We start from the raw sequence: 18,468 nt of genomic DNA on the forward strand, positions 1-18,468 counted from the left end.
CTCAGGCCGCAGCCTTAGCCGCGTCCTTCAACAACTGAGCAACACGCTCAGAAGGTTGTGCACCAACGCTCAGCCAGTAGGCTACGCGCTCTTGGTTCACGGACAGACGGACTTCTTGACCACGAGCAACAGGGTTGAAGAAACCAACCTGTTCCTTGTGCGAACCGTCGCGCGGGTTGCGGCTGTCGGTTACGGTCAAGTGGTAAAACGGGCGCTTTTTGGAGCCGCCAAGGGCAAGACGGATTGTTAGCATGTGAACATCGTTCCTGTAGTCGGTGCTGCAAATCTAAAGGCACAGCGGGCATAGGTGCCCGAAAGGCCGCATATTCTAAGGAATATCCGGACTTTTGCAAATGACTTTTTCCGGCGGCCTATCGGACGCCATCCAGATTTGCTATAGAGCCGTCGTTGAAAACGGCCAGTCAGCTCCCGCCAAGTGCGGGTTTGCTGGAGATCCCACTTCCGTGTGGGGGTTGCGCCGACATGACTGCCGACGCGAATTCTTTACATCTTTGGCATGCCGCCGCCGGGCAACATACCGCCCATGCCGCGCATCATCTTGGCCATTCCGCCTTTCGCGGAGAATTTCTTCATCATCTTCTGCATCTGCTTGTGTTGCTTGATCAAGCGACCAATGTCCTGCACCTGAGTGCCGGAACCCATGGCAATCCGGCGCTTGCGCGAACCGCTGATCATCTCAGGGTCGCGGCGCTCGGCCGGGGTCATGGAGTTGATGATGGCTTCCATCTGCTTGAATTGCTTTTCTGCCGCACCCTGGGCATTGCCCATTTGCGCCAGGTTGACGCCGCCGATGTTCGGCAGTTTGTCCATGAGGCCGCCGAGGCCGCCCATGTTTTTCATTTGCTGCAACTGATCGCGGAAGTCTTCGAGGTCGAAGCCTTTGCCCTTCTTCAGTTTCTTGGCCAGTTTGTCGGCCTTGTCCTTGTCGAGGGTGGCTTCGGCCTGTTCGATCAGGCTGAGCACGTCGCCCATGCCGAGGATGCGCGAAGCAATACGCTCAGGGTGGAACGGATCGAGCGCGTCGCTCTTCTCGCCCATACCGATGAACTTGATCGGCTTGCCGGTGATGGCGCGAACCGACAGTGCGGCACCGCCACGGGCATCACCGTCGACCTTGGTCAGGATCACGCCGGTCAGCGGCAGTGCATCACCAAACGCCTTGGCGGTGTTGGCAGCATCCTGGCCGGTCATGGCGTCAACCACGAACAGCGTTTCGACCGGGTTGATCGCGGCGTGCAGCGCCTTGATCTCGCCCATCATCTCTTCGTCGATGTGCAGACGACCGGCGGTGTCGACGATGACCACGTCGATGAATTTCAGTTTTGCTTCTTTAATAGCCGCTTGCGCGATGTCGACCGGCTTCTGGCTCAGGTCGGACGGGAAGAAGGTCACACCGACTTCACCGGCAAGCATTTCCAGCTGTTTGATCGCCGCTGGACGGTAAACGTCCGCGGACACGACCATGACCGACTTCTTCTTGCGCTCTTTAAGGAAGCGCGCCAGCTTGCCGGCGGTGGTGGTTTTACCGGCGCCCTGCAAACCGGCCATCAGGATCACGGCAGGTGGAACGGCGCTCAGGTTCAGGTCTTCGTTGGCTGCGCCCATCAGGCTTTCGAGCTCGGCCTGGACGATCTTCACAAAGGCCTGGCCCGGCGTCAGGCTGCGCGACACCTCGGTGCCGACAGCGCGCTCCTTGACCGAATTGACGAAGTCTTTGACCACTGGCAAGGCGACGTCGGCTTCGAGCAACGCCATGCGCACTTCGCGCAGGGTGTCTTTGATGTTGTCCTCGGTCAGCTTGGCCTTGCCGGTGACATGGCGCAGCGTCTGCGAGAGACGGTCGGTTAAGTTTTCAAACATTGCGCGATCCTTTCAGGCCCTGTGTAGACCGGGATAATGGCGGCCCAGACCGGAATAAACATGTGCTCGGCGAGCCTGCGGCGTGGGCAGGTCGCGGATTATAGCGAAGACTGCGTCTGGCGGACACCTCACACTTTCGTGCAGCGGGGGTTCTATGCCAAACTCAGCGCCTTTCGGGCTTGCCTAACAGGATTTATGCTCCCCTTGTCACCCAGTTTGCTTACCACTCTCGCCGCCGCCTGCTTATATGCCGCTGCGACTCTATATCAGGGCTCTCGTCTGGCCACCGGCGCCAAGGCGAACAAGCGCCTGCTGGTCACGCTCGGCGTGCTGGCCGTACTGGCCCACAGCGCCAGCCTGTTCACCCATCTGCTGACGCCGATCGGCCTGGGCCTGGACTTTTTCAGCGCCGCCAGCCTGATTGCCGCAGCGGTCATCGCATTGACCCTGCTGGCCTGCTCGCGAATCCCGGTGGAAAACCTGCTCATATTGCTGTTCCCGTTGGGGGCCGCGACCGTGCTGCTGGCGCAGTTTGCGCCGGCCGGCACCGTACAGGTCATTGACGAAGAGCCGGGCATCCTCGCCCATATCCTCTTGTCGATCCTCGCTTATGGCATGTTCACCATCGCGGTGTTCCAGGCGCTGCTGCTGCTGGTTCAAGACCACCAGCTCAAGCACAAGCATCCCTCAGGGCTGATCAAGAACTTCCCGCCGCTGCAAACCATGGAAAGCCTGTTGTTCGGTTTCCTGTGGGCCGGCTGGACCCTGCTATCGTTGTCATTGATCTCCGGCTGGCTGTTTGTCGACAACCTGTTCGCCCAGCATCTGGTGCATAAAACCTTGCTGGCGTGCCTGGCCTGGATTGTCTTCAGCGTGCTGCTGTGGGGCCGTAACCGACTCGGCTGGCGTGGACACAAGGCGATTCGCTGGACCCTCGCCGGTTTCTGCCTGCTGATGCTGGCGTATTTCGGCAGCAAGCTGGTTCGTGAATACATCCTGCATATCTGACGAGCGGCATTAATGGACGACTTGCCCATAGGGCCGATGCTCGCTGTATTGGCCCTGCTGATTTTATGGTCGGGGCTGTTTACCGCCATCGAAGTGGCACAACAGCATTTGCTGGCCCAGCGCACCGCCTCGCGCTCAAGCGACAAACCGGTGGCGAAGCTGAGCTTTCCGCTCAACAGCCTGATTTTCTGCAATACCCTGTGTCGCGCGCTGGTCATGGTCATCAGCACCTTGCTGGCGATTTTCACTTGGTCGGCCAATGGTCCGTGGGCTGCCTGCATCGGTGCTGGCGCCGCACTGCTGATATTCGCCGACTACCTGCCGCGCACCTTCGCGACTCGCTACCCTGACGCCGTGCTGAACCTGGGCAACACCTTGCTCGGTGTTCCTCTGAAAATCATCTACCCGGCCGCCTGGCTGCTCAACGCCATCAGCCAATTGCTGATGCGACCGTTCGCCCGCAAAGTCAAAGTGGTGCAGCAGAGCGAAGATGAAATACCCGGGGATCGCCACGACGATCACGACCACAATGTCTGCCGCCCGCACCCGCTGTCCGGCATCCACGCGCTGGACAACATCACGGTTAACGACATTCTGGTGCCGCGCAGTGACGTCGACGGCATCAACCTCGACGACCCGATCGAGGAAATCATCGAGCAATTGCGCCACAACAAGCGCACGCGCCTGCCGGTCTTCCACAGCGACATCAACCAGGTTGAAGCGGTGCTCAATACCCGGCACATTCGTCATTTGCTGCCGGATGCCAGCCTGACCATGGAGGCGCTGATGGCGGCCAGCCATGACCCGTATTTCGTCCCGGAAAGCACCCCGCTGCAGCTGCAATTGCTGAATTTCCACAAGCAGCAGCGCCGCTTGGGCATGGTGGTCGACGAGTACGGCGAAGTGCTTGGCATCGTCACCCTGGAAGACATTCTGGAAGAAATCGTCGGCGAATTCGAAAGCCAGCACAGCCTGGACAATCCGCACATCCATCCGCAGGCCGACGGGCGCCTGGTGATCGATGGTGCGGCGTCAATTCGCGATCTGAACAAGAGCCTCGGCTGGCATCTGCCTAGCGACGGTCCGAAAACCCTTAACGGGTTGGTGACCGAAGCGCTGGAAACCATTCCGGACAGCGCGGTCTGCCTGAAGATCGGGCGCTACCGGCTGGAGATTCTGGAAACCGAAGATAATCGCGTCACGCGGGTGCTGATCTGGCATACCAGCTCGGTGCCAGCCATCCTCTAATCACCCCGCCCTCCCCCTGTAGCAGCTGCCGAAGGCTGCTACAAGGATTTGCGCTTGTTTGATCGTTAGGCGCCTTCCTATAATCGGAGCGCTTACCCAAGCCCCGCCCCACCCCTGTGCTACCCGCACTCCGCATCAAAACCCACATCCCTGGGTGTTCGACCATAATAATTCGCTCCACTGGGGCACATGACTGTCAGGGATAACCGCATGACGACCAGCACGACTTATACCGAAACCACGCCTGCGCCGACGAACTCCGCCACTCGGGTGGCCACCGCGAGCTTCATCGGCACCGCCATCGAGTTTTACGACTTCTACGTCTATGCCACTGCGGCCGCACTGGTGATCGGGCCGGTGTTTTTCCCTCAGACCTCCGGCACCGCGCAAATGCTGTCGGCGTTCCTCACCTTCGGCATCGCCTTTCTTGCGCGACCGCTGGGTTCAGCGTTATTCGGCCATTTCGGTGACCGTATCGGGCGAAAATCCACCCTCGTGGCCTCGCTGCTGCTGATGGGCGTCTGCACCACGTTGATCGGCGTGTTGCCGGGTTACGACAGCATTGGCGCCTGGGCACCGATCCTGCTGTGCGTGCTGCGCTTTGGCCAAGGCCTGGGACTGGGCGGTGAATGGGGCGGTGCGGCGTTGCTGGCGACCGAGAATGCGCCCAAGGGCAAACGCGCCTGGTTTGGTATGTTTCCGCAGCTTGGCCCTTCGATTGGTTTTCTGGCGGCAAACGGGCTGTTCCTGACCCTGGCCATGACCCTCAATGACGAACAATTCCGCTCGTGGGGCTGGCGGATTCCGTTCCTGCTCAGTGCCGTCCTGGTGATGGTCGGGTTGTACGTGCGCCTCAAGCTCCACGAAACCCCGGTATTCGCCAATGCCATGGCCCGTCAGGAACGGGTGAAAATCCCGCTGGTCGAGCTGTTCAGCCAATACTGGGCACCGATGCTGCTGGGCGCCGGGTCGATGGTGGTGTGCTACGCGCTGTTCTACATCTCGACGGTATTTTCGCTGAGTTATGGTGTGTCGACCCTCGGCTATACCCGTGAAACCTTCCTCGCCCTGCTGTGCTTCGCCGTGCTGTTCATGGCCGCCGCAACGCCGCTGTCGGCATGGGCCAGCGACCGTTATGGACGCAAACCGGTACTGATCATCGGTGGCGTGTTGGCGATTCTGTCCGGGTTCTTGATGGAACCGCTGCTGACTCACGGCTCGACCTGGGGTGTAGCGCTGTTCCTGTGCATCGAACTGTTTCTGATGGGCGTGACGTTTGCGCCGATGGGTGCGTTGCTGCCGGAGCTGTTTCCAACTCACGTTCGCTATACCGGTGCGTCGGCTGCCTACAACCTGGGCGGGATCGTCGGGGCCTCGGCGGCGCCATTCTTTGCGCAGAAACTGGTAGCGATGGGGGGTTTGAGTTATGTCGGAGGGTATGTGTCGGGGGCGGCGGTGCTGAGCTTGATTGCGGTGCTGTGCCTGAAGGAGACGCGTCACAACGATTTGAATCGGGTGGCCTGATAGATCGCCATCGCGGGCAAGCCCGGCGCCTACAGGAACCGCGTTCCCTGTAGGCGCCGAGCTTGCTCGCGATAGTCGCGCCTCGGTTACAGCTCTACAACAACAGCCTGAGCAGCACGGGTCGCTTTAGCCCGAGCCAATTCAATCGACTCATCCCGCGCCAACGCCACACCCATCCGGCGCTGACCATTCACTTCAGGCTTGCCGAACAAACGCAACGCCGTGTCCGGCTCGCTCAATGCCGCACCCAGGTTAGCGAAAGCGGTCTGGGTCGATTGCCCCTCCACCAGAATCACCGCCGAAGCCGAAGGCCCGAACTGACGGATCAACGGGATCGGCAGGCCCAGAATTGCCCGCGCGTGCAGCGCGAATTGCGACAGGTCCTGGGAAATCAGGGTCACCAGGCCGGTGTCATGCGGACGCGGCGAGACTTCGCTGAACCACACCTGATCCCCTTTGATGAACAATTCAACGCCAAACAGCCCACGACCACCCAAGGCTTCGGTCACGGCTTTGGCAACGCGCTCGGACTCAGCCAAGGCAACCGGGCTCATGGCTTGCGGCTGCCAGGATTCCTGATAGTCGCCCTTCTCCTGACGGTGACCGACCGGCGCGCAGAACGTGGTGCCGCCGACATGGCGTACGGTCAGCAGGGTAATTTCGTAGTCGAAGTCGATGAAGCCTTCGACGATCACGCGACCTTTGCCGGCACGACCGCCTTCTTGCGCGTAGTCCCACGCGGTTTTGACGTCATCGGCGCTGCGCAACAGGCTCTGACCCTTGCCCGACGAGCTCATCACTGGCTTGACTACGCACGGGAAGCCGAGGTCTTCAACGGCTTTGCTGTAGTCCTCGAAGGTGTCTGCAAAGTGGTACGGCGAGGTCGGCAGGTCCAGCTCTTCGGCGGCCAGGCGGCGGATGCCTTCGCGGTTCATGGTCAGTTGCGCGGCGCGCGCGGTCGGGATCACGTTGAAGCCTTCGGCTTCCAGTTCAACCAGGGTGGCGGTGGCGATGGCTTCGATTTCCGGCACGATGAAGTGCGGCTTCTCGGCTTCGATCACGGCACGCAGGGCAGCACCGTCGAGCATGTTGATCACGTGGCTGCGATGGGCGACTTGCATGGCCGGCGCGTTGGCGTAGCGATCCACGGCAATCACTTCAACGCCCAGGCGTTGCAGCTCGATCACCACTTCCTTGCCCAACTCACCACAGCCACACAGCAATACGCGGGTCGCGGTTGGCGACAATGGAGTTCCGATACGGGTCATCTCAGGTCCTCAAGAAGCGGATCATCGAGGGATGCGGCGCCTGGCGCGCTTCCCATGGGGAGAAAGCGCGGCATTTTACATGAACCGAAGGCTTTGGCTTCAGCTGACGACGGCCTGTTTGCGCAAGCGCCAGGCCATGATCAGCCACACGGCGGTCACGCCGGCGAACTTCGAGCCCATGGCGGTGAGGATCACGCCCGGGGTGAAGGCGTCGATCATGCCGAAGAAGATGAAGGTATCGAGAGGAATGCTCAGCGCCGAACTTATCCACAGGCGATCGTGCAGCGGGCGCTTGGTGATGCTGAACACCAGCCAGTCGATGCACTCGGACACCGCGAATGCCGTGGCGCTGGCCAATGCGATGGACGGATCGGAAGTGACGTAGGACAGCACCAGCGCGGCCAGCATCGCGGCGATGGCGCCGTGGCCGAAGCGGGTTTGCACCATGTCGCGCAGCACGAACACCAGCCCACCCCAGGCCGACCAGATAATGTCGAGGTGCGGGGCAGTGGAAAAGGCGTAGTTGATCAGCACGACGCTGCAGATGTAGGCGATCAGGAAGAGCATGGGGCGTGGGGATACCTGTCAATTTGGCGCACAGATTACTTCAGCCCTGCCCAACAACCAAACCCGACGCAAACCCTGTAGCAGCGGCCGAAGGCTGCTACAGGTCTGGGGTTTTGCCGATCATCCAGAGCAGGCCGCTGGATTTGGCCCGCTCATGACACAACCCCAACACCGCGCGGCGCTCGTCGTTGGTCATTCGGCTCCAGCGGGTGATCTCTTCCACCGTGCGCTGACACCCGGTGCAAATGTCATCGTCGTCCAACGCGCAAATATTCACGCAGGGCGATAGCACCGGCCGTTCTGTGGCGCTCATTCTTCCTGCTCGGCCAGATCGCGGGCGTAGCGCTGCGAGTTATGCACATAGTGGGCGGCGCTGGCCTCGAGCATCTTTTTCTGCGGCTCGGTCAATTCCCGCACCACTTTGCCCGGCGACCCCATGACCAGCGAACCGTCCGGGATTTCCTTGCCTTCGCCGATCAGCGAATTGGCGCCGATGATGCAGTTCTTGCCAATCTTCGCGCCGTTCAAAATGACCGCATTAATACCGATCAAGCTGTAATCGCCCACGGTGCAGCCATGCAGCATGGCGTTGTGGCCGATGGTCACGCCGGTGCCGATGGTCAGCGGGTAGCCCATGTCAGTGTGCATCACGGTGCCGTCCTGGACGTTACTGTTCTTGCCGATCAGGATCAGTTCGTTGTCGCCGCGCAGCACGGCGTTGAACCAGACGTTGGCGCCCTCCTCCAGTTTGACCTTGCCCACCAGCACGGCATTGGGTGCGACCCAGCTCTGCGGATGGGTTTCGACGCGGGCGTCGCCCAGGCGATATTTCATCTTGTTGTCCTCAAGGCCAGGCAGGCTCGGTTCACGCCATACGAACGATGGCTTCAGGTGTTGATAAAACTCTTGGGCGGTTGATGCAGGCTGATTTTGGCGTCATAGAGCAGGTTGATCAACTCGACGATCATAATCGCCGTCAGGCCCCAGATCTTGTATTCGCCATAACGATAACTCGGCACGTACCAGCTACGGCCCTGGTAATCGATGCGGTGGGTGTGTTCGCGTGGATCTTTACGGAAGAATTCGAGCGGCACGCTGAACACCGCGGCGATCTCGGCATCGTTGGCCCGGTACTCGACGAAGTCCGGAATCACGCCGACATAGGGCGTGACCTTGATGCCGTGCAGGGAGATCAGCGGGCTGAGCGGGCCGATGACTTCGACCAGGCCCGGCGGCAGGCCGATTTCTTCTTCGGCTTCACGGAGCGCGGTGAAAATCAGGTCGGGGTCTTCGGGGTCTCGGCGTCCGCCGGGGAAGGCGACTTCGCCGCCATGGGTCGAGAGCCCGCTGGCGCGCAGGGTCAACAACAGTTCCGGTTCATCACTGCGAGTGATGGGCACCAGAACCGCGGCTTCGGGGAAACGTTTATCGGTTTCCAGCGTTGTCGGCGTGTGGTTGCTTACCCGATGAAGTAGCTCGTCCAGCATGAGTGTTCTCGATCTGTGCCTTACCCTGCATCATGCACCAATCGAACCGACCGCCCAACCCCATAAACACGGCATGTCGCTAAACGACAACTTGCCGACAGACACCGCCGCACGCCAAGATAGGCGCAGCATTCAGGAACCCAAGCATGAAATTTTGCAGTCAGTGCGGCAACCCGGTGACCCAGCGCATTCCCGAAGGCGATTCACGCCTGCGGTTTGTCTGTGACAGCTGCGATACGATTCATTACCAGAACCCCAATATCGTCGCCGGCTGTGTCGCGACCTGGGGTTCGAAGGTGTTGCTGTGTCGACGCGCCATCGAGCCACGGCGCGGTTACTGGACCCTGCCGGCCGGTTTCATGGAAAACGGCGAAACCATCGAGCAGGCGGCCATTCGTGAGACGGCCGAAGAAGCCTGCGCCCGGGTACGCAACCTGAGCATCTATACGCTGATCGACGTGCCGCACATCAGTCAGGTGCATGTGTTCTTTCGTGCCGAGCTTGCGGACCTGGACTTTTCAGCCGGCCCCGAGAGCCTGGAAGTGCAGCTTTTCGAAGAAGCCGACATCCCTTGGTCCGACCTGGCTTTCCGCACCGTGGGTCGTACCTTAGAATGCTTCTTCGCTGACCGGCGGACCGAGGATTACCCTGTGCGGTCCGAGTCGATCCCGCCACTTGCTCAGCCTGCCATCACTTAAAACATCTATAACTAAAATAGCCGACACCTCTAGGGATATCGTTTCAATGCGCTGGTTGCTTGCCGTGTTCTGTTTGTCGTTCGTCGCAATGTCGCAGGCTTCCGTAGCGGAAACCCTGGACGGCAAAGCCATCGAAAAAGTCCTGATTCTCAAGTCCGCCCACCAATTGCAATTGATCAATGGCGGCAAGCCGCTCAAGACCTATCGCATTTCCCTGGGCAAACATCCCAAGGGGCCGAAGCTGATGGAGGGCGATAAACGCACGCCAGAAGGCCTCTATTGGGTGGACTGGCGCAAAGTCAGCGACCGCTTCAATCTGGCGATGCACATCTCCTACCCGAACATCAGCGACTCCGCCCGTTCGCGGCGTGAAGGTGTCGATCCCGGTGGCATGATCATGATCCACGGCACCCCGGACACGGAAGATACCCCTGAAGACCTGTTCCACACCCTGGACTGGACCGACGGCTGCATCGCCATGCGCAACATGGACATGCGCGAAGTCTGGAACCTGGTACCGGACGGCACGATGATCGAAATCCGCCCGTAAACTCCGCCCCCCTCGCCACAAACGGCTACCTTCGGTCGCCAGCAAAAAATAATCTCAAAAGATCGCAGCCTGAGACAACGCCTGCCGGGGTGATACCAATTCCCCGCGCAAGCGTCACCACAGACTGCGATCTTGGCGTTCAAACGCCCCCTCGTTAATACCACTTCAATCCACCCGCTTATAAGTCCGCCTATCAGGGCAGGTTTTTCCACGCCCACAGCCAAGTACTGGCATTGACATGGTATTTAAGTGGTATTAATTTTCAGCCCATTCACGGGCGACAACATTCCAATATCCGCCCCGGACTCCTGCCATGAACGATCTCCAGGCCCTGCGCCCCGACGACACCCAACCCACGCCGTTGTACCTGCAACTGGCGCGCAATCTGGAAGCGGCCATCCATGCCGGCCAGTGGAAAGCCGAACAGGCCATGCCGTCGGAGCGAAGCCTCAGCGAAAGGCTCGGCATCTCCCGCGTCACCGCACGCAAGGCGCTGGAAGTGTTGTTCGAGCAAGGCCTGATCCGCCGCCACCAGGGTTCCGGCACGTTCATTACCCCACGCCTGGAACAACCGCTGTCGCGTCTTTCGGGTTTCAGCGAAATGCTCCGGCTCAAGGGCTTCGTTCCGGGGTCGCAATGGCTGGAACGTGAAATCACCCCGCCGACCCACGAAGAACTGATCCGCCTCGGCCTGTCGCCCAACGACAAGGTGGCGCGTCTCAAACGCCTGCGCAAAGCCGACGACACCGTGATGGCGATCGAGATGAGCACCTTGCCCGCCTCAATCATTCCCAAACCGCAAGCCGTGGGCGACTCCCTCTACGAATACCTCGACGGCATCGGCAAACCGGTCGTGCGCGCGCTGCAACACATCCAGGCGATCAACGCCTCGGACGAATTCGCCGCCCTGGTCGGCATCGCCCCTGGCACCGCCATGTTGTTGATGACGCGGGTCGGTTACCTGGAAGACAACACCCCCATCGAAGTCACCGACACCTATTGCCGCAACGATTACTACGACTTTGTCGCAGAGCTTCGTCGATAAAGAACTGCGTCACCAAGACCGAGAACCGAAATGTCCGAAGACAACATCCTCACCGCCCACGGCTGGGTTCGCGGCCGGCTGATTCACCAACACGGCAAGGTCGTGTCGATCGAAGGCCAACCGTGCGATCCGGCAGATAACGACCTGCCTTATCTGCTGCCGGGTTTCATCGACCTGCATGTGCACGGCGGCGGTGGCAAAGACATCATGGAAGGCGCCACGGCCTTCGAAACCATCACCAAAACCCACGTGCGTTTCGGCACCACGTCGCTACTGGCGACCACCATGACTGCGCCCAGCGCAGAGATTTCCAGCGTGCTCAAAGCGGTCGGCGAGTTCTGCGAGACGCGCCCGAAAGGCAGCGCCCGGGTACTCGGCGTGCACCTCGAAGGCCCGTACATCAACCCTGGCAAACTCGGCGCCCAACCGAATTTTGCCCACACCGCGCTGATGGCCGAAGTCGAAGAATATCTGGCGCTGGCGCCGATCCGCGTGATCACCATCGCCCCGGAAATCGCCGGCCATGACGCCTTGATCCGCGCCCTCAGCGCTCGCGGCGTGCGCATGCAAATCGGCCATACCCTCGGCAGCTACGAGGAAGGCGTCGCAGCGCTGGCGGCGGGTGCGAGCAGTTTCACTCACCTCTACAACGCCATGAGCCCGTTGCATCACCGAGAGCCGGGCATCGTCGGCGCAGCACTGGCCCACGCCAAATACGCCGAGCTGATTCCGGACCTGCTGCATGTGCACCCCGGCGCGATCCGCGTGGCCCTGCGCTCGATCCCGTGCCTGTATTGCGTGACCGACTCCACCGCCGCCGCCGGCATGCCCGACGGTGAATACAAACTCGGCAGCCACACCGTGACCAAATGCCTGGGCGGCGTACGCTTGCCCGACGGCACCCTCGCCGGCAGCACCCTGACCATGGATCAAGCGTTGCGCAATCTGGTGAAGATCGGTCTGCCGATTGCCGAGGCCTCGCAACGCCTTTCGCAATTCCCCGCCGATTACCTCGGCCTTGAAGAACGCGGCCGCCTCACACCGGGCAGCTGGGCCGACTGCGTGCGGCTGGATCGCTCACTCACACTGACCGCCGTCATGGTCGAAGGAGAAGACATTGACTTCAAAAATGCTTGAAGAGGCGCTGTCCTCGTTCGAGGCAGTGCAGGCCCAATTGCAACAGCTCGACCCGCAGATGATCGAGATCGCCGGACGCCTGCGCCGTCAGCCGCCGCAAGTGGCAATGACCGTCGCCCGTGGCAGCTCCGACCATGCCGCCAGTTACTTCGCCTACCTGACCATGCAACTGCTGGGCATTCCGGTGGCGTCGTTGCCGATGTCAGTGGTGACCATGCAGCAAGCGCCGCTGAAGGTCAGCGGCCAGGTGGCGTTTGCCTTCTCGCAGTCCGGGCAGAGTCCTGATCTGGTGAACAGCCTGCGCCTGCTGCGCAAGCGTGGTGCCCTGAGCATTTCCATGGTCAATGCCGAAGGTTCGCCACTGGAAGCAGCCTGTGAATTCAGCCTGCCGCTGTTGGCCGGCACCGAAAGCAGCGTCGCCGCGACCAAGAGTTTTATCGCCACGCTCAGCGCCAGCGCTCGTCTGATCGCGCACTGGAAAGAAGATGTAGAAATGCTCGAAGCCGGCAACGCCCTGCCGGAAGGTCTGCGTGACGCCGCGCAACAGGATTGGAGCATGGCCATCGACGCCCTGCGCGATTGCCAACGCTTGATGGTGATCGGTCGCGGCGCCGGGTTCGCCATCGCCCAGGAGGCGGCGCTGAAATTCAAGGAGACCTCGGCGATTCAGGCGGAGGCGTTCAGCAGCGCCGAAGTCCGCCACGGCCCGATGGCCTTGATCGATGAACACTATCCATTGCTGATCTTCGCCCCACGCGGTGCCGAACAGGCCGGTTTGCTGAGCCTCGCCGCCGACATGCGCCAACGCGGCGCCTGTGTATTGCTGGCCGCGCCCGATGACATCGCCGAACGCGACCTCACCCTGACCCGCGCCGAACACCCGGCCCTTGATCCGATCCTGGCGATCCAGAGTTTCTACGTGATGGCTGCCGGTTTGGCCGTCGCTCGTGGCATGGACCCGGACCAACCGCGTCATTTGAGCAAAGTCACGCGTACCCATTGATCGAACGGCAACGAATAACCCCGTAGCCGCTGTCGAGCGCAACGAGGCTGCGGTCTTTTGATCCTGCTTTGAACTGATCGCAGCCTCGTTGCACTCGACAGCGGCTACAGGGCGAGATGATCCGAACTGTTGTTTTTTAATGAGACCGAGCCATGCATAACAACAATAAAGAGCTGACCCTCAGCGCCCCGCTCAGCGGCCCGGTGCTCACGCTCGCCAAGGTCCCGGACCCGGTGTTCGCCAGCGGGGCCATGGGCGACGGGATCGCCATCGACCCACTGAACGACACCCTTCATGCCCCTTGCGCTGGCCTCGTTGTGCACGTGGCCCGAACCGGTCATGCGATCACCTTGCGCGCCGACAACGGCGCCGAACTGCTGCTGCACCTGGGCCTCGACACCGTCGAGTTGCAGGGCGAAGGCTTCTCGATGCTGGTCAAGGAAGGCGCGCGGGTCAGCAATGGCCAGCCGCTGTTACGCTATGACCTGGACAAGGTTGCGCAGCAGTGCAAAAGCCTGGTCAGCCTGATGATCCTGACCAACAGCGGGGATTTTCAAGCACGGCCGATCACTCTGAAATCGGTCAAGGTCGGCGAGCCTTTGCTGCACATCATTCGCCGGCAGGCTTGCGGAGCGCAGGTCGAAACCGACGCCTCAGGCATCGAAGTTAACGGGCATGTTCAGGTCGCCTTTCGCGGAGGATTACATGCGCGTCCTGCGGCGCTGATTCGCCAGACCGCGCAAGGTTTCAAGAGCAAATCGCAGCTGCATTTCGGTGGTAAATCGGCGACCTGTGACAGCCTGATCGGGCTGATGGCGCTGGCGGTCGGCGAGCAGGATGAAGTGCAAGTCAGTTGCCGGGGCGTGGACGCCGAAGCGGCGCTGCAATCTTTGTTGACCGCGCTGTCCACCGCCTTGGCCGAAGACAGCCACGCTGCCGCGCCAACGCCGATTGCCCAACGCATTCGTCCGGCCGAAGCCGGTGTGCTGCACGGTGTTTGTGCCGCGCCAGGTCTGGTGGGTGGGCCACTGTTTCGATTGCACGCCATCAGCCTGCCGGTTGACGCCGGCGGTCATGATTCCGAGCAACAACAAGATGCGCTCGATACCGCGCTGATCCTCGTGCGCAGCGAAATCGAGCACACCCTGGCCCAGGCCAAAAAGCACAAGAACACCGACGAAGAAGCGATTTTTGCGGCACACCTGGCGCTGCTTGAAGATCCGGCACTGCTGGACGCGGCGAATACCTCCATCGTCCAAGGCGCCGCCGCGACCCACGCCTGGAGCCAGTCAATCGACGCCCAGTGCGAAGTCCTGCAACAACTCGGCAGCCCGTTGCTGGCCGAGCGAGCCAATGATTTGCGCGACCTCAAACAACGCGTGTTGCGCGCCTTGCTCGGCGAAGCCTGGCAGTACGACGTGCCGGCGGGCGCCATTGTCGCGGCGCACGAACTGACCCCATCCGACTTGTTGCAACTCAGCCAGCAAGGCGTCGCCGGGTTGTGCATGGCCGAGGGCGGCGCGACCTCCCACGTGGCGATTCTTGCGCGTGGCAAAGGCTTGCCTTGCATGGTGGCACTGGGCTCGACGCTGCTGAATCTTGAGCAAGGTCAATCGGTGGTGCTGGACGCTGACGGTGCTCGTCTCGAACTGGCACCGACAGCCGAACGCCTGGCCGACGTGCGTCAGGCGCAACTCGATCATCAGCAGCGCCGCGCTTTTCAACAGTCTCAGGCGCACACCCGTGCACTGACGCTCGATGGACTGCACATTGAGGTGGCCGCCAACGTCGCGTCCAGCACAGAAGCGGCCGACGCGCTGGCCAATGGCGCCGATGGCGTCGGCCTGCTGCGCACCGAGTTTCTGTTCGTGGATCGCAACACCGCGCCGGATGAACAGGAACAGCGCCTCGCCTATCAGGCCGTGCTCGATGCGATGGGCGACAAATCGGTGATCATCCGCACCATCGACGTCGGCGGCGACAAGCAACTCGATTACCTGCCCCTGCCGGTCGAGGCCAATCCGGTGCTTGGCCTGCGCGGCATTCGCCTGGCTCAAGTGCGCCCGGAATTGCTCGATCAGCAGCTGCGCGCACTGCTGCATGTTCACCCGATATCGCGCTGCCGGATCCTGCTGCCAATGGTCACCGAGGTCGACGAGCTGCTGCACATTCGCAAGCGCCTTGAGGCGTTGTGTTCTGAACTCGGCGTGAGTGAAGGCCCGGAGCTTGGGGTGATGATCGAAGTCCCGGCCGCCGCATTAATGGCCGAGCACTTGGCCGAACATGCAGATTTCCTGTCCATCGGCACCAACGACTTATCGCAATACACCCTGGCCATGGACCGCGACCACGCGGGCCTCGCTTCACGCGTCGACGCCATGCACCCGGCGCTGCTGCGCTTGATCGCACAGACCTGCGCGGGCGCGGCGGTGCATAACCGTTGGGTTGGCGTCTGCGGTGCACTCGCGTCCGACCCGCTGGCGACGCCGGTGTTGATTGGCTTGGGGGTCAGCGAGTTGTCGGTGAGCCCGGTGCAAATCGGCGAAATCAAAGACCGCGTGCGCCACCTCGACGCCGCCGAATGCCGACGCATCAGCCACGACCTGCTCAAACTGAGCAGCGCTGCGGCCGTGCGTCACACCTGCCACCAGCAATGGCCTCTGAGCTGAACAACAACTACAACTCTCAAATAAAAAGAGCACAGGGAGAACCGCCATGTACCAACACTTCATCGAAGGCCTGCAGCGCCTCGGGCGCGCATTGATGCTGCCGATCGCGATCCTGCCGATTGCCGGGTTATTACTTCGCTTGGGCGATACCGATTTGCTGAACATCGCGATCATCCACGACGCCGGCCAAGTGATCTTCGCCAACCTGGCGATGATCTTCGCCATCGGCATCGCGGTCGGTTTCGCCAAGGACAACAACGGCACCGCAGGCCTGGCCGGGGTGATTGGTTACCTGGTGATGATCTCCACCCTCAAGGTGCTGGATGCGAACATCAACATGGGCATGCTCGCCGGGATCGTCAGCGGCTTGATGGCCGGTGCTCTGTACAACCGCTTCAAGGACATCAAGCTGCCGGAGTATCTGGCGTTCTTCGGCGGCCGGCGCTTTGTGCCGATCGTCACCGGGTTTGCCGCCGTCGGCCTGGGCGTGATCTTCGGGTTGATCTGGCCACCGATCCAGCAAGGCATCAACAGCTTCGGCGCACTGATGATGGAGAGCGGCAGCTTCGGTGCTTTCGTCTTCGGCGTGTTCAACCGCCTGCTGATCGTCACCGGCCTGCACCACATCCTCAACAACATGGCATGGTTCGTCTTCGGCAACTTCACCGACCCGACCACGGGCGCCATGGTCACCGGCGACCTGTCACGCTACTTCGCCGGCGACCCGAAGGGCGGCCAGTTCATGACCGGCATGTTCCCGATGATGATCTTCGGCCTGCCCGCCGCCTGCCTGGCGATGTACCGCAACGCCCTGCCGGAGCGGCGCAAGGTCATGGGCGGGATTTTCCTGTCGATGGCCCTCACCTCGTTTCTGACCGGCGTGACCGAGCCGATCGAATTTGCCTTCATGTTCCTCGCGCCATTCCTGTATTTACTGCATGCGCTGTTGACGGGGTTGTCGATGGCAATCACCAACGCGCTGAACATTCACCTCGGGTTCACCTTCTCCGGTGGGTTCATCGACATGATTCTCGGCTGGGGGAAATCCACCAATGGTTGGTTGGTGGTTCCTGTAGGGCTGGCTTATGCGGTGATCTACTACGTGGTGTTTGATTTTTGTATTCGCCGTTTCAATCTCAAAACGCCGGGGCGTGAAGAAGTGCCGACGGGCGACAAGGTGGTGGTCGCCGAGAACGAACGGGCCGGGGCTTACATCAAGGCGCTGGGTGGCGCGCAGAATTTGATCACGGTGGGTGCGTGCACGACACGGTTGCGACTGGACATGGTGGATCGCAACAAAGCCAACGATGCCGAGTTGAAAGCGCTGGGGGCGATGGCGGTGGTGCGTCCGGGGAAAGGCGGAAGTTTGCAGGTGGTGGTTGGGCCAATGGCGGACAGCATTGCGGATGAAATTCGCTTGGCGATGCCGGCGTTGGGGCGAGCGATTGTGTCTTCACCGGCTGCGGTAATCGATGCTCCGAAGCCTGCTGCTGTGGCGACTTCAGAGGCGCAGCAATGGCTGAATGCCTTGGGCGGAGGCGAGAATGTGCTGCAGATGGACTGCATTGCCATGACCCGGATTCGGTTGCAACTGGCCGATGGCAAGGCGTTGTCGGAATGTGATTTGAAGGCGCTGGGGTGTCAGGGGGTTAGCCAACTTGAGGGCGGCGTTTGGCATCTGCTGATCGGCGACAAGGCATCGAGTTTGAGTGATGCGCTGGAGGTGTTGGTGAATCGTAGTGAGGTGAGTGCCAAGGTTTAGATCGTTGGTGCTTGATAGTCAGTCTTCGCGAGCAGGCTCGCTCCCACATTTTTGATTGGGCACATCTGGTAGAGATAGGTCGGCTATCAGGCCGCCATCGCTGGCAAGCCAGCTCCCACAGTTGGATTGGGTGTATCTGGTGGAGATTGGTCGGCTGACAGGCCGCCATCGCTGGTAAGCCAGCTCCACAGTTGGATTGGGTGCATCTGGTAGGGATCGGTCGGCTATCAGGCCGCCATCGCAGCCAACAAAAAACCCGCTGAACGCAAATTCAGCGGGTTTCCCATTTCAGCAGCCAGGAAGATCAGAAATCCTCCAACCGCCACACCTCATAAGCCGGCGTCTCATAGGGATGGCTCTCTTTCAAAGCCACCACCACCGCGCGAATCAACTTATCGCTGACCACAAGCTCAACCTTCCATTCCTCGACCTGCTCGACCTGCCCCGCTTCGCCAATGAACGGCTGACTGCCATCCAACGGGCGAAATTGGCCTAGGCCGAGCACCTGCCACGCGCAATGATCATAAGCGCCGATCCGTCCGCCACCGGCGGCGAATACGGCACTCTTGACCTGCTCCACATGACTGGCCGGAACAAAAAAGCTCAGCTTGTACACGACGC

General features: G+C 60.9%; 18 protein-coding genes. 10 read left to right on the plus strand and 8 right to left on the minus strand.

All coding sequences use genetic code 11. The features are described from left to right. Position 1: 1 nt before the first annotated feature. Together rpsP and ffh are read right to left on the minus strand one after the other, a co-directional pair. Positions 2-253, minus strand: a complete 252-nt coding sequence (gene rpsP, locus H8F22_RS08305) for a 30S ribosomal protein S16 (protein WP_007944872.1) — start codon at positions 251-253, stop codon at positions 2-4. A 251-nt stretch (positions 254-504) separates the two neighbouring features. Then, positions 505-1,881: a signal recognition particle protein gene (ffh, locus tag H8F22_RS08310; protein WP_027924907.1), complete on the minus strand. Its 1,377-nt coding sequence runs from the start codon at positions 1,879-1,881 to the stop codon at positions 505-507. A 195-nt stretch (positions 1,882-2,076) separates the two neighbouring features. On the opposite strand from ffh, the gene H8F22_RS08315 reads away from it, so the two are divergent. The 3 genes from H8F22_RS08315 to H8F22_RS08325 all read left to right on the plus strand — a co-directional run bounded on the left by H8F22_RS08315 (position 2,077) and on the right by H8F22_RS08325 (position 5,661). Beyond that, complete coding sequence (locus tag H8F22_RS08315) at positions 2,077-2,889, plus strand: cytochrome C assembly family protein (protein WP_027924906.1); 813 nt, start codon at positions 2,077-2,079, stop codon at positions 2,887-2,889. A gap of 12 nt (positions 2,890-2,901) precedes the next feature. Continuing rightward, positions 2,902-4,137: a transporter associated domain-containing protein gene (locus H8F22_RS08320; RefSeq protein ID WP_194939945.1), complete on the plus strand. Its 1,236-nt coding sequence runs from the start codon at positions 2,902-2,904 to the stop codon at positions 4,135-4,137. Between the two features lie 210 nt (positions 4,138-4,347). After that, entirely contained in the window at positions 4,348-5,661 is a 1,314-nt protein-coding gene (locus H8F22_RS08325; RefSeq protein WP_027924904.1) for an MFS transporter, read from the plus strand. Positions 5,662-5,747: 86 nt separating this feature from the next. On the opposite strand, the gene purT is transcribed toward H8F22_RS08325, so the two are convergent. The 5 genes from purT to H8F22_RS08350 all read right to left on the minus strand — a co-directional run bounded on the left by purT (position 5,748) and on the right by H8F22_RS08350 (position 8,983). Further along, complete coding sequence (purT, locus tag H8F22_RS08330) at positions 5,748-6,929, minus strand: formate-dependent phosphoribosylglycinamide formyltransferase (protein ID WP_027924903.1); 1,182 nt, start codon at positions 6,927-6,929, stop codon at positions 5,748-5,750. Between the two features lie 99 nt (positions 6,930-7,028). Beyond that, positions 7,029-7,496 (minus strand): VUT family protein, encoded by a 468-nt coding sequence (locus tag H8F22_RS08335; protein WP_027924902.1) that lies wholly within the window; start codon positions 7,494-7,496, stop codon positions 7,029-7,031. Between the two features lie 97 nt (positions 7,497-7,593). Next, complete coding sequence (locus tag H8F22_RS08340; protein ID WP_027924901.1) at positions 7,594-7,809, minus strand: DUF1289 domain-containing protein; 216 nt, start codon at positions 7,807-7,809, stop codon at positions 7,594-7,596. Then, positions 7,806-8,330 carry a gamma carbonic anhydrase family protein gene (locus tag H8F22_RS08345; RefSeq protein WP_027924900.1) on the minus strand — a complete coding sequence of 175 codons (525 nt, stop codon included), beginning with the start codon at positions 8,328-8,330 and terminating at the stop codon, positions 7,806-7,808. Before H8F22_RS08345 ends, H8F22_RS08340 begins: the two co-directional genes overlap by 4 nt. 53 nt (positions 8,331-8,383) lie before the next feature. After that, entirely contained in the window at positions 8,384-8,983 is a 600-nt protein-coding gene (locus tag H8F22_RS08350) for a CoA pyrophosphatase (protein WP_027924899.1), read from the minus strand. 146 nt (positions 8,984-9,129) lie between these two features. Here H8F22_RS08350 and H8F22_RS08355 point away from each other — a divergent pair, with 146 nt between their 5' ends. From H8F22_RS08355 to nagE, 7 genes are all read left to right on the plus strand, one after another. Beyond that, the gene (locus tag H8F22_RS08355; protein ID WP_027924898.1) at positions 9,130-9,681 is read left to right on the plus strand and encodes an NUDIX hydrolase; all 552 of its coding nucleotides are present in this window, start codon (positions 9,130-9,132) and stop codon (positions 9,679-9,681) included. A 46-nt stretch (positions 9,682-9,727) separates the two neighbouring features. After that, complete coding sequence (locus tag H8F22_RS08360; RefSeq protein WP_027924897.1) at positions 9,728-10,231, plus strand: L,D-transpeptidase family protein; 504 nt, start codon at positions 9,728-9,730, stop codon at positions 10,229-10,231. A 313-nt stretch (positions 10,232-10,544) separates the two neighbouring features. Beyond that, positions 10,545-11,276 (plus strand): GntR family transcriptional regulator, encoded by a 732-nt coding sequence (locus H8F22_RS08365; RefSeq protein WP_027924896.1) that lies wholly within the window; start codon positions 10,545-10,547, stop codon positions 11,274-11,276. A 30-nt stretch (positions 11,277-11,306) separates the two neighbouring features. Then, positions 11,307-12,413: an N-acetylglucosamine-6-phosphate deacetylase gene (gene nagA, locus H8F22_RS08370; RefSeq protein WP_194939946.1), complete on the plus strand. Its 1,107-nt coding sequence runs from the start codon at positions 11,307-11,309 to the stop codon at positions 12,411-12,413. Beyond that, positions 12,394-13,416 (plus strand): SIS domain-containing protein, encoded by a 1,023-nt coding sequence (locus tag H8F22_RS08375; RefSeq protein ID WP_156428505.1) that lies wholly within the window; start codon positions 12,394-12,396, stop codon positions 13,414-13,416. Before nagA ends, H8F22_RS08375 begins: the two co-directional genes overlap by 20 nt. A gap of 152 nt (positions 13,417-13,568) precedes the next feature. Further along, positions 13,569-16,085 (plus strand): phosphoenolpyruvate--protein phosphotransferase, encoded by a 2,517-nt coding sequence (gene ptsP / locus H8F22_RS08380; RefSeq protein WP_059181568.1) that lies wholly within the window; start codon positions 13,569-13,571, stop codon positions 16,083-16,085. A gap of 46 nt (positions 16,086-16,131) precedes the next feature. Beyond that, on the plus strand, positions 16,132-17,847 hold the full coding sequence (gene nagE / locus H8F22_RS08385) for an N-acetylglucosamine-specific PTS transporter subunit IIBC (RefSeq protein WP_194939947.1): 1,716 nt from the start codon (positions 16,132-16,134) through the stop codon (positions 17,845-17,847). A gap of 304 nt (positions 17,848-18,151) precedes the next feature. Here nagE and H8F22_RS08390 read toward each other — a convergent pair whose 3' ends face one another. Further along, complete coding sequence (locus tag H8F22_RS08390; RefSeq protein WP_194939948.1) at positions 18,152-18,463, minus strand: YqfO family protein; 312 nt, start codon at positions 18,461-18,463, stop codon at positions 18,152-18,154. Positions 18,464-18,468 lie beyond the last annotated feature (5 nt).

The organism is Pseudomonas mucoides (genome assembly GCF_015461845.1).
In the GTDB taxonomy this organism is placed as follows: domain Bacteria; phylum Pseudomonadota; class Gammaproteobacteria; order Pseudomonadales; family Pseudomonadaceae; genus Aquipseudomonas; species Aquipseudomonas mucoides.

Coding starts and splice junctions, on each gene's coding strand:
- rpsP (WP_007944872.1), bottom strand. CDS start 253: ATGCTAACAATCCGTCTTGCCCTTGGCGGCTCCAAAAAGCGCCCGTTT.
- ffh (WP_027924907.1), bottom strand. CDS start 1,881: ATGTTTGAAAACTTAACCGACCGTCTCTCGCAGACGCTGCGCCATGTC.
- H8F22_RS08315 (WP_027924906.1), top strand. CDS start 2,077: ATGCTCCCCTTGTCACCCAGTTTGCTTACCACTCTCGCCGCCGCCTGC.
- H8F22_RS08320 (WP_194939945.1), top strand. CDS start 2,902: ATGGACGACTTGCCCATAGGGCCGATGCTCGCTGTATTGGCCCTGCTG.
- H8F22_RS08325 (WP_027924904.1), top strand. CDS start 4,348: ATGACGACCAGCACGACTTATACCGAAACCACGCCTGCGCCGACGAAC.
- purT (WP_027924903.1), bottom strand. CDS start 6,929: ATGACCCGTATCGGAACTCCATTGTCGCCAACCGCGACCCGCGTATTG.
- H8F22_RS08335 (WP_027924902.1), bottom strand. CDS start 7,496: ATGCTCTTCCTGATCGCCTACATCTGCAGCGTCGTGCTGATCAACTAC.
- H8F22_RS08340 (WP_027924901.1), bottom strand. CDS start 7,809: ATGAGCGCCACAGAACGGCCGGTGCTATCGCCCTGCGTGAATATTTGC.
- H8F22_RS08345 (WP_027924900.1), bottom strand. CDS start 8,330: ATGAAATATCGCCTGGGCGACGCCCGCGTCGAAACCCATCCGCAGAGC.
- H8F22_RS08350 (WP_027924899.1), bottom strand. CDS start 8,983: ATGCTGGACGAGCTACTTCATCGGGTAAGCAACCACACGCCGACAACG.
- H8F22_RS08355 (WP_027924898.1), top strand. CDS start 9,130: ATGAAATTTTGCAGTCAGTGCGGCAACCCGGTGACCCAGCGCATTCCC.
- H8F22_RS08360 (WP_027924897.1), top strand. CDS start 9,728: ATGCGCTGGTTGCTTGCCGTGTTCTGTTTGTCGTTCGTCGCAATGTCG.
- H8F22_RS08365 (WP_027924896.1), top strand. CDS start 10,545: ATGAACGATCTCCAGGCCCTGCGCCCCGACGACACCCAACCCACGCCG.
- nagA (WP_194939946.1), top strand. CDS start 11,307: ATGTCCGAAGACAACATCCTCACCGCCCACGGCTGGGTTCGCGGCCGG.
- ptsP (WP_059181568.1), top strand. CDS start 13,569: ATGCATAACAACAATAAAGAGCTGACCCTCAGCGCCCCGCTCAGCGGC.
- nagE (WP_194939947.1), top strand. CDS start 16,132: ATGTACCAACACTTCATCGAAGGCCTGCAGCGCCTCGGGCGCGCATTG.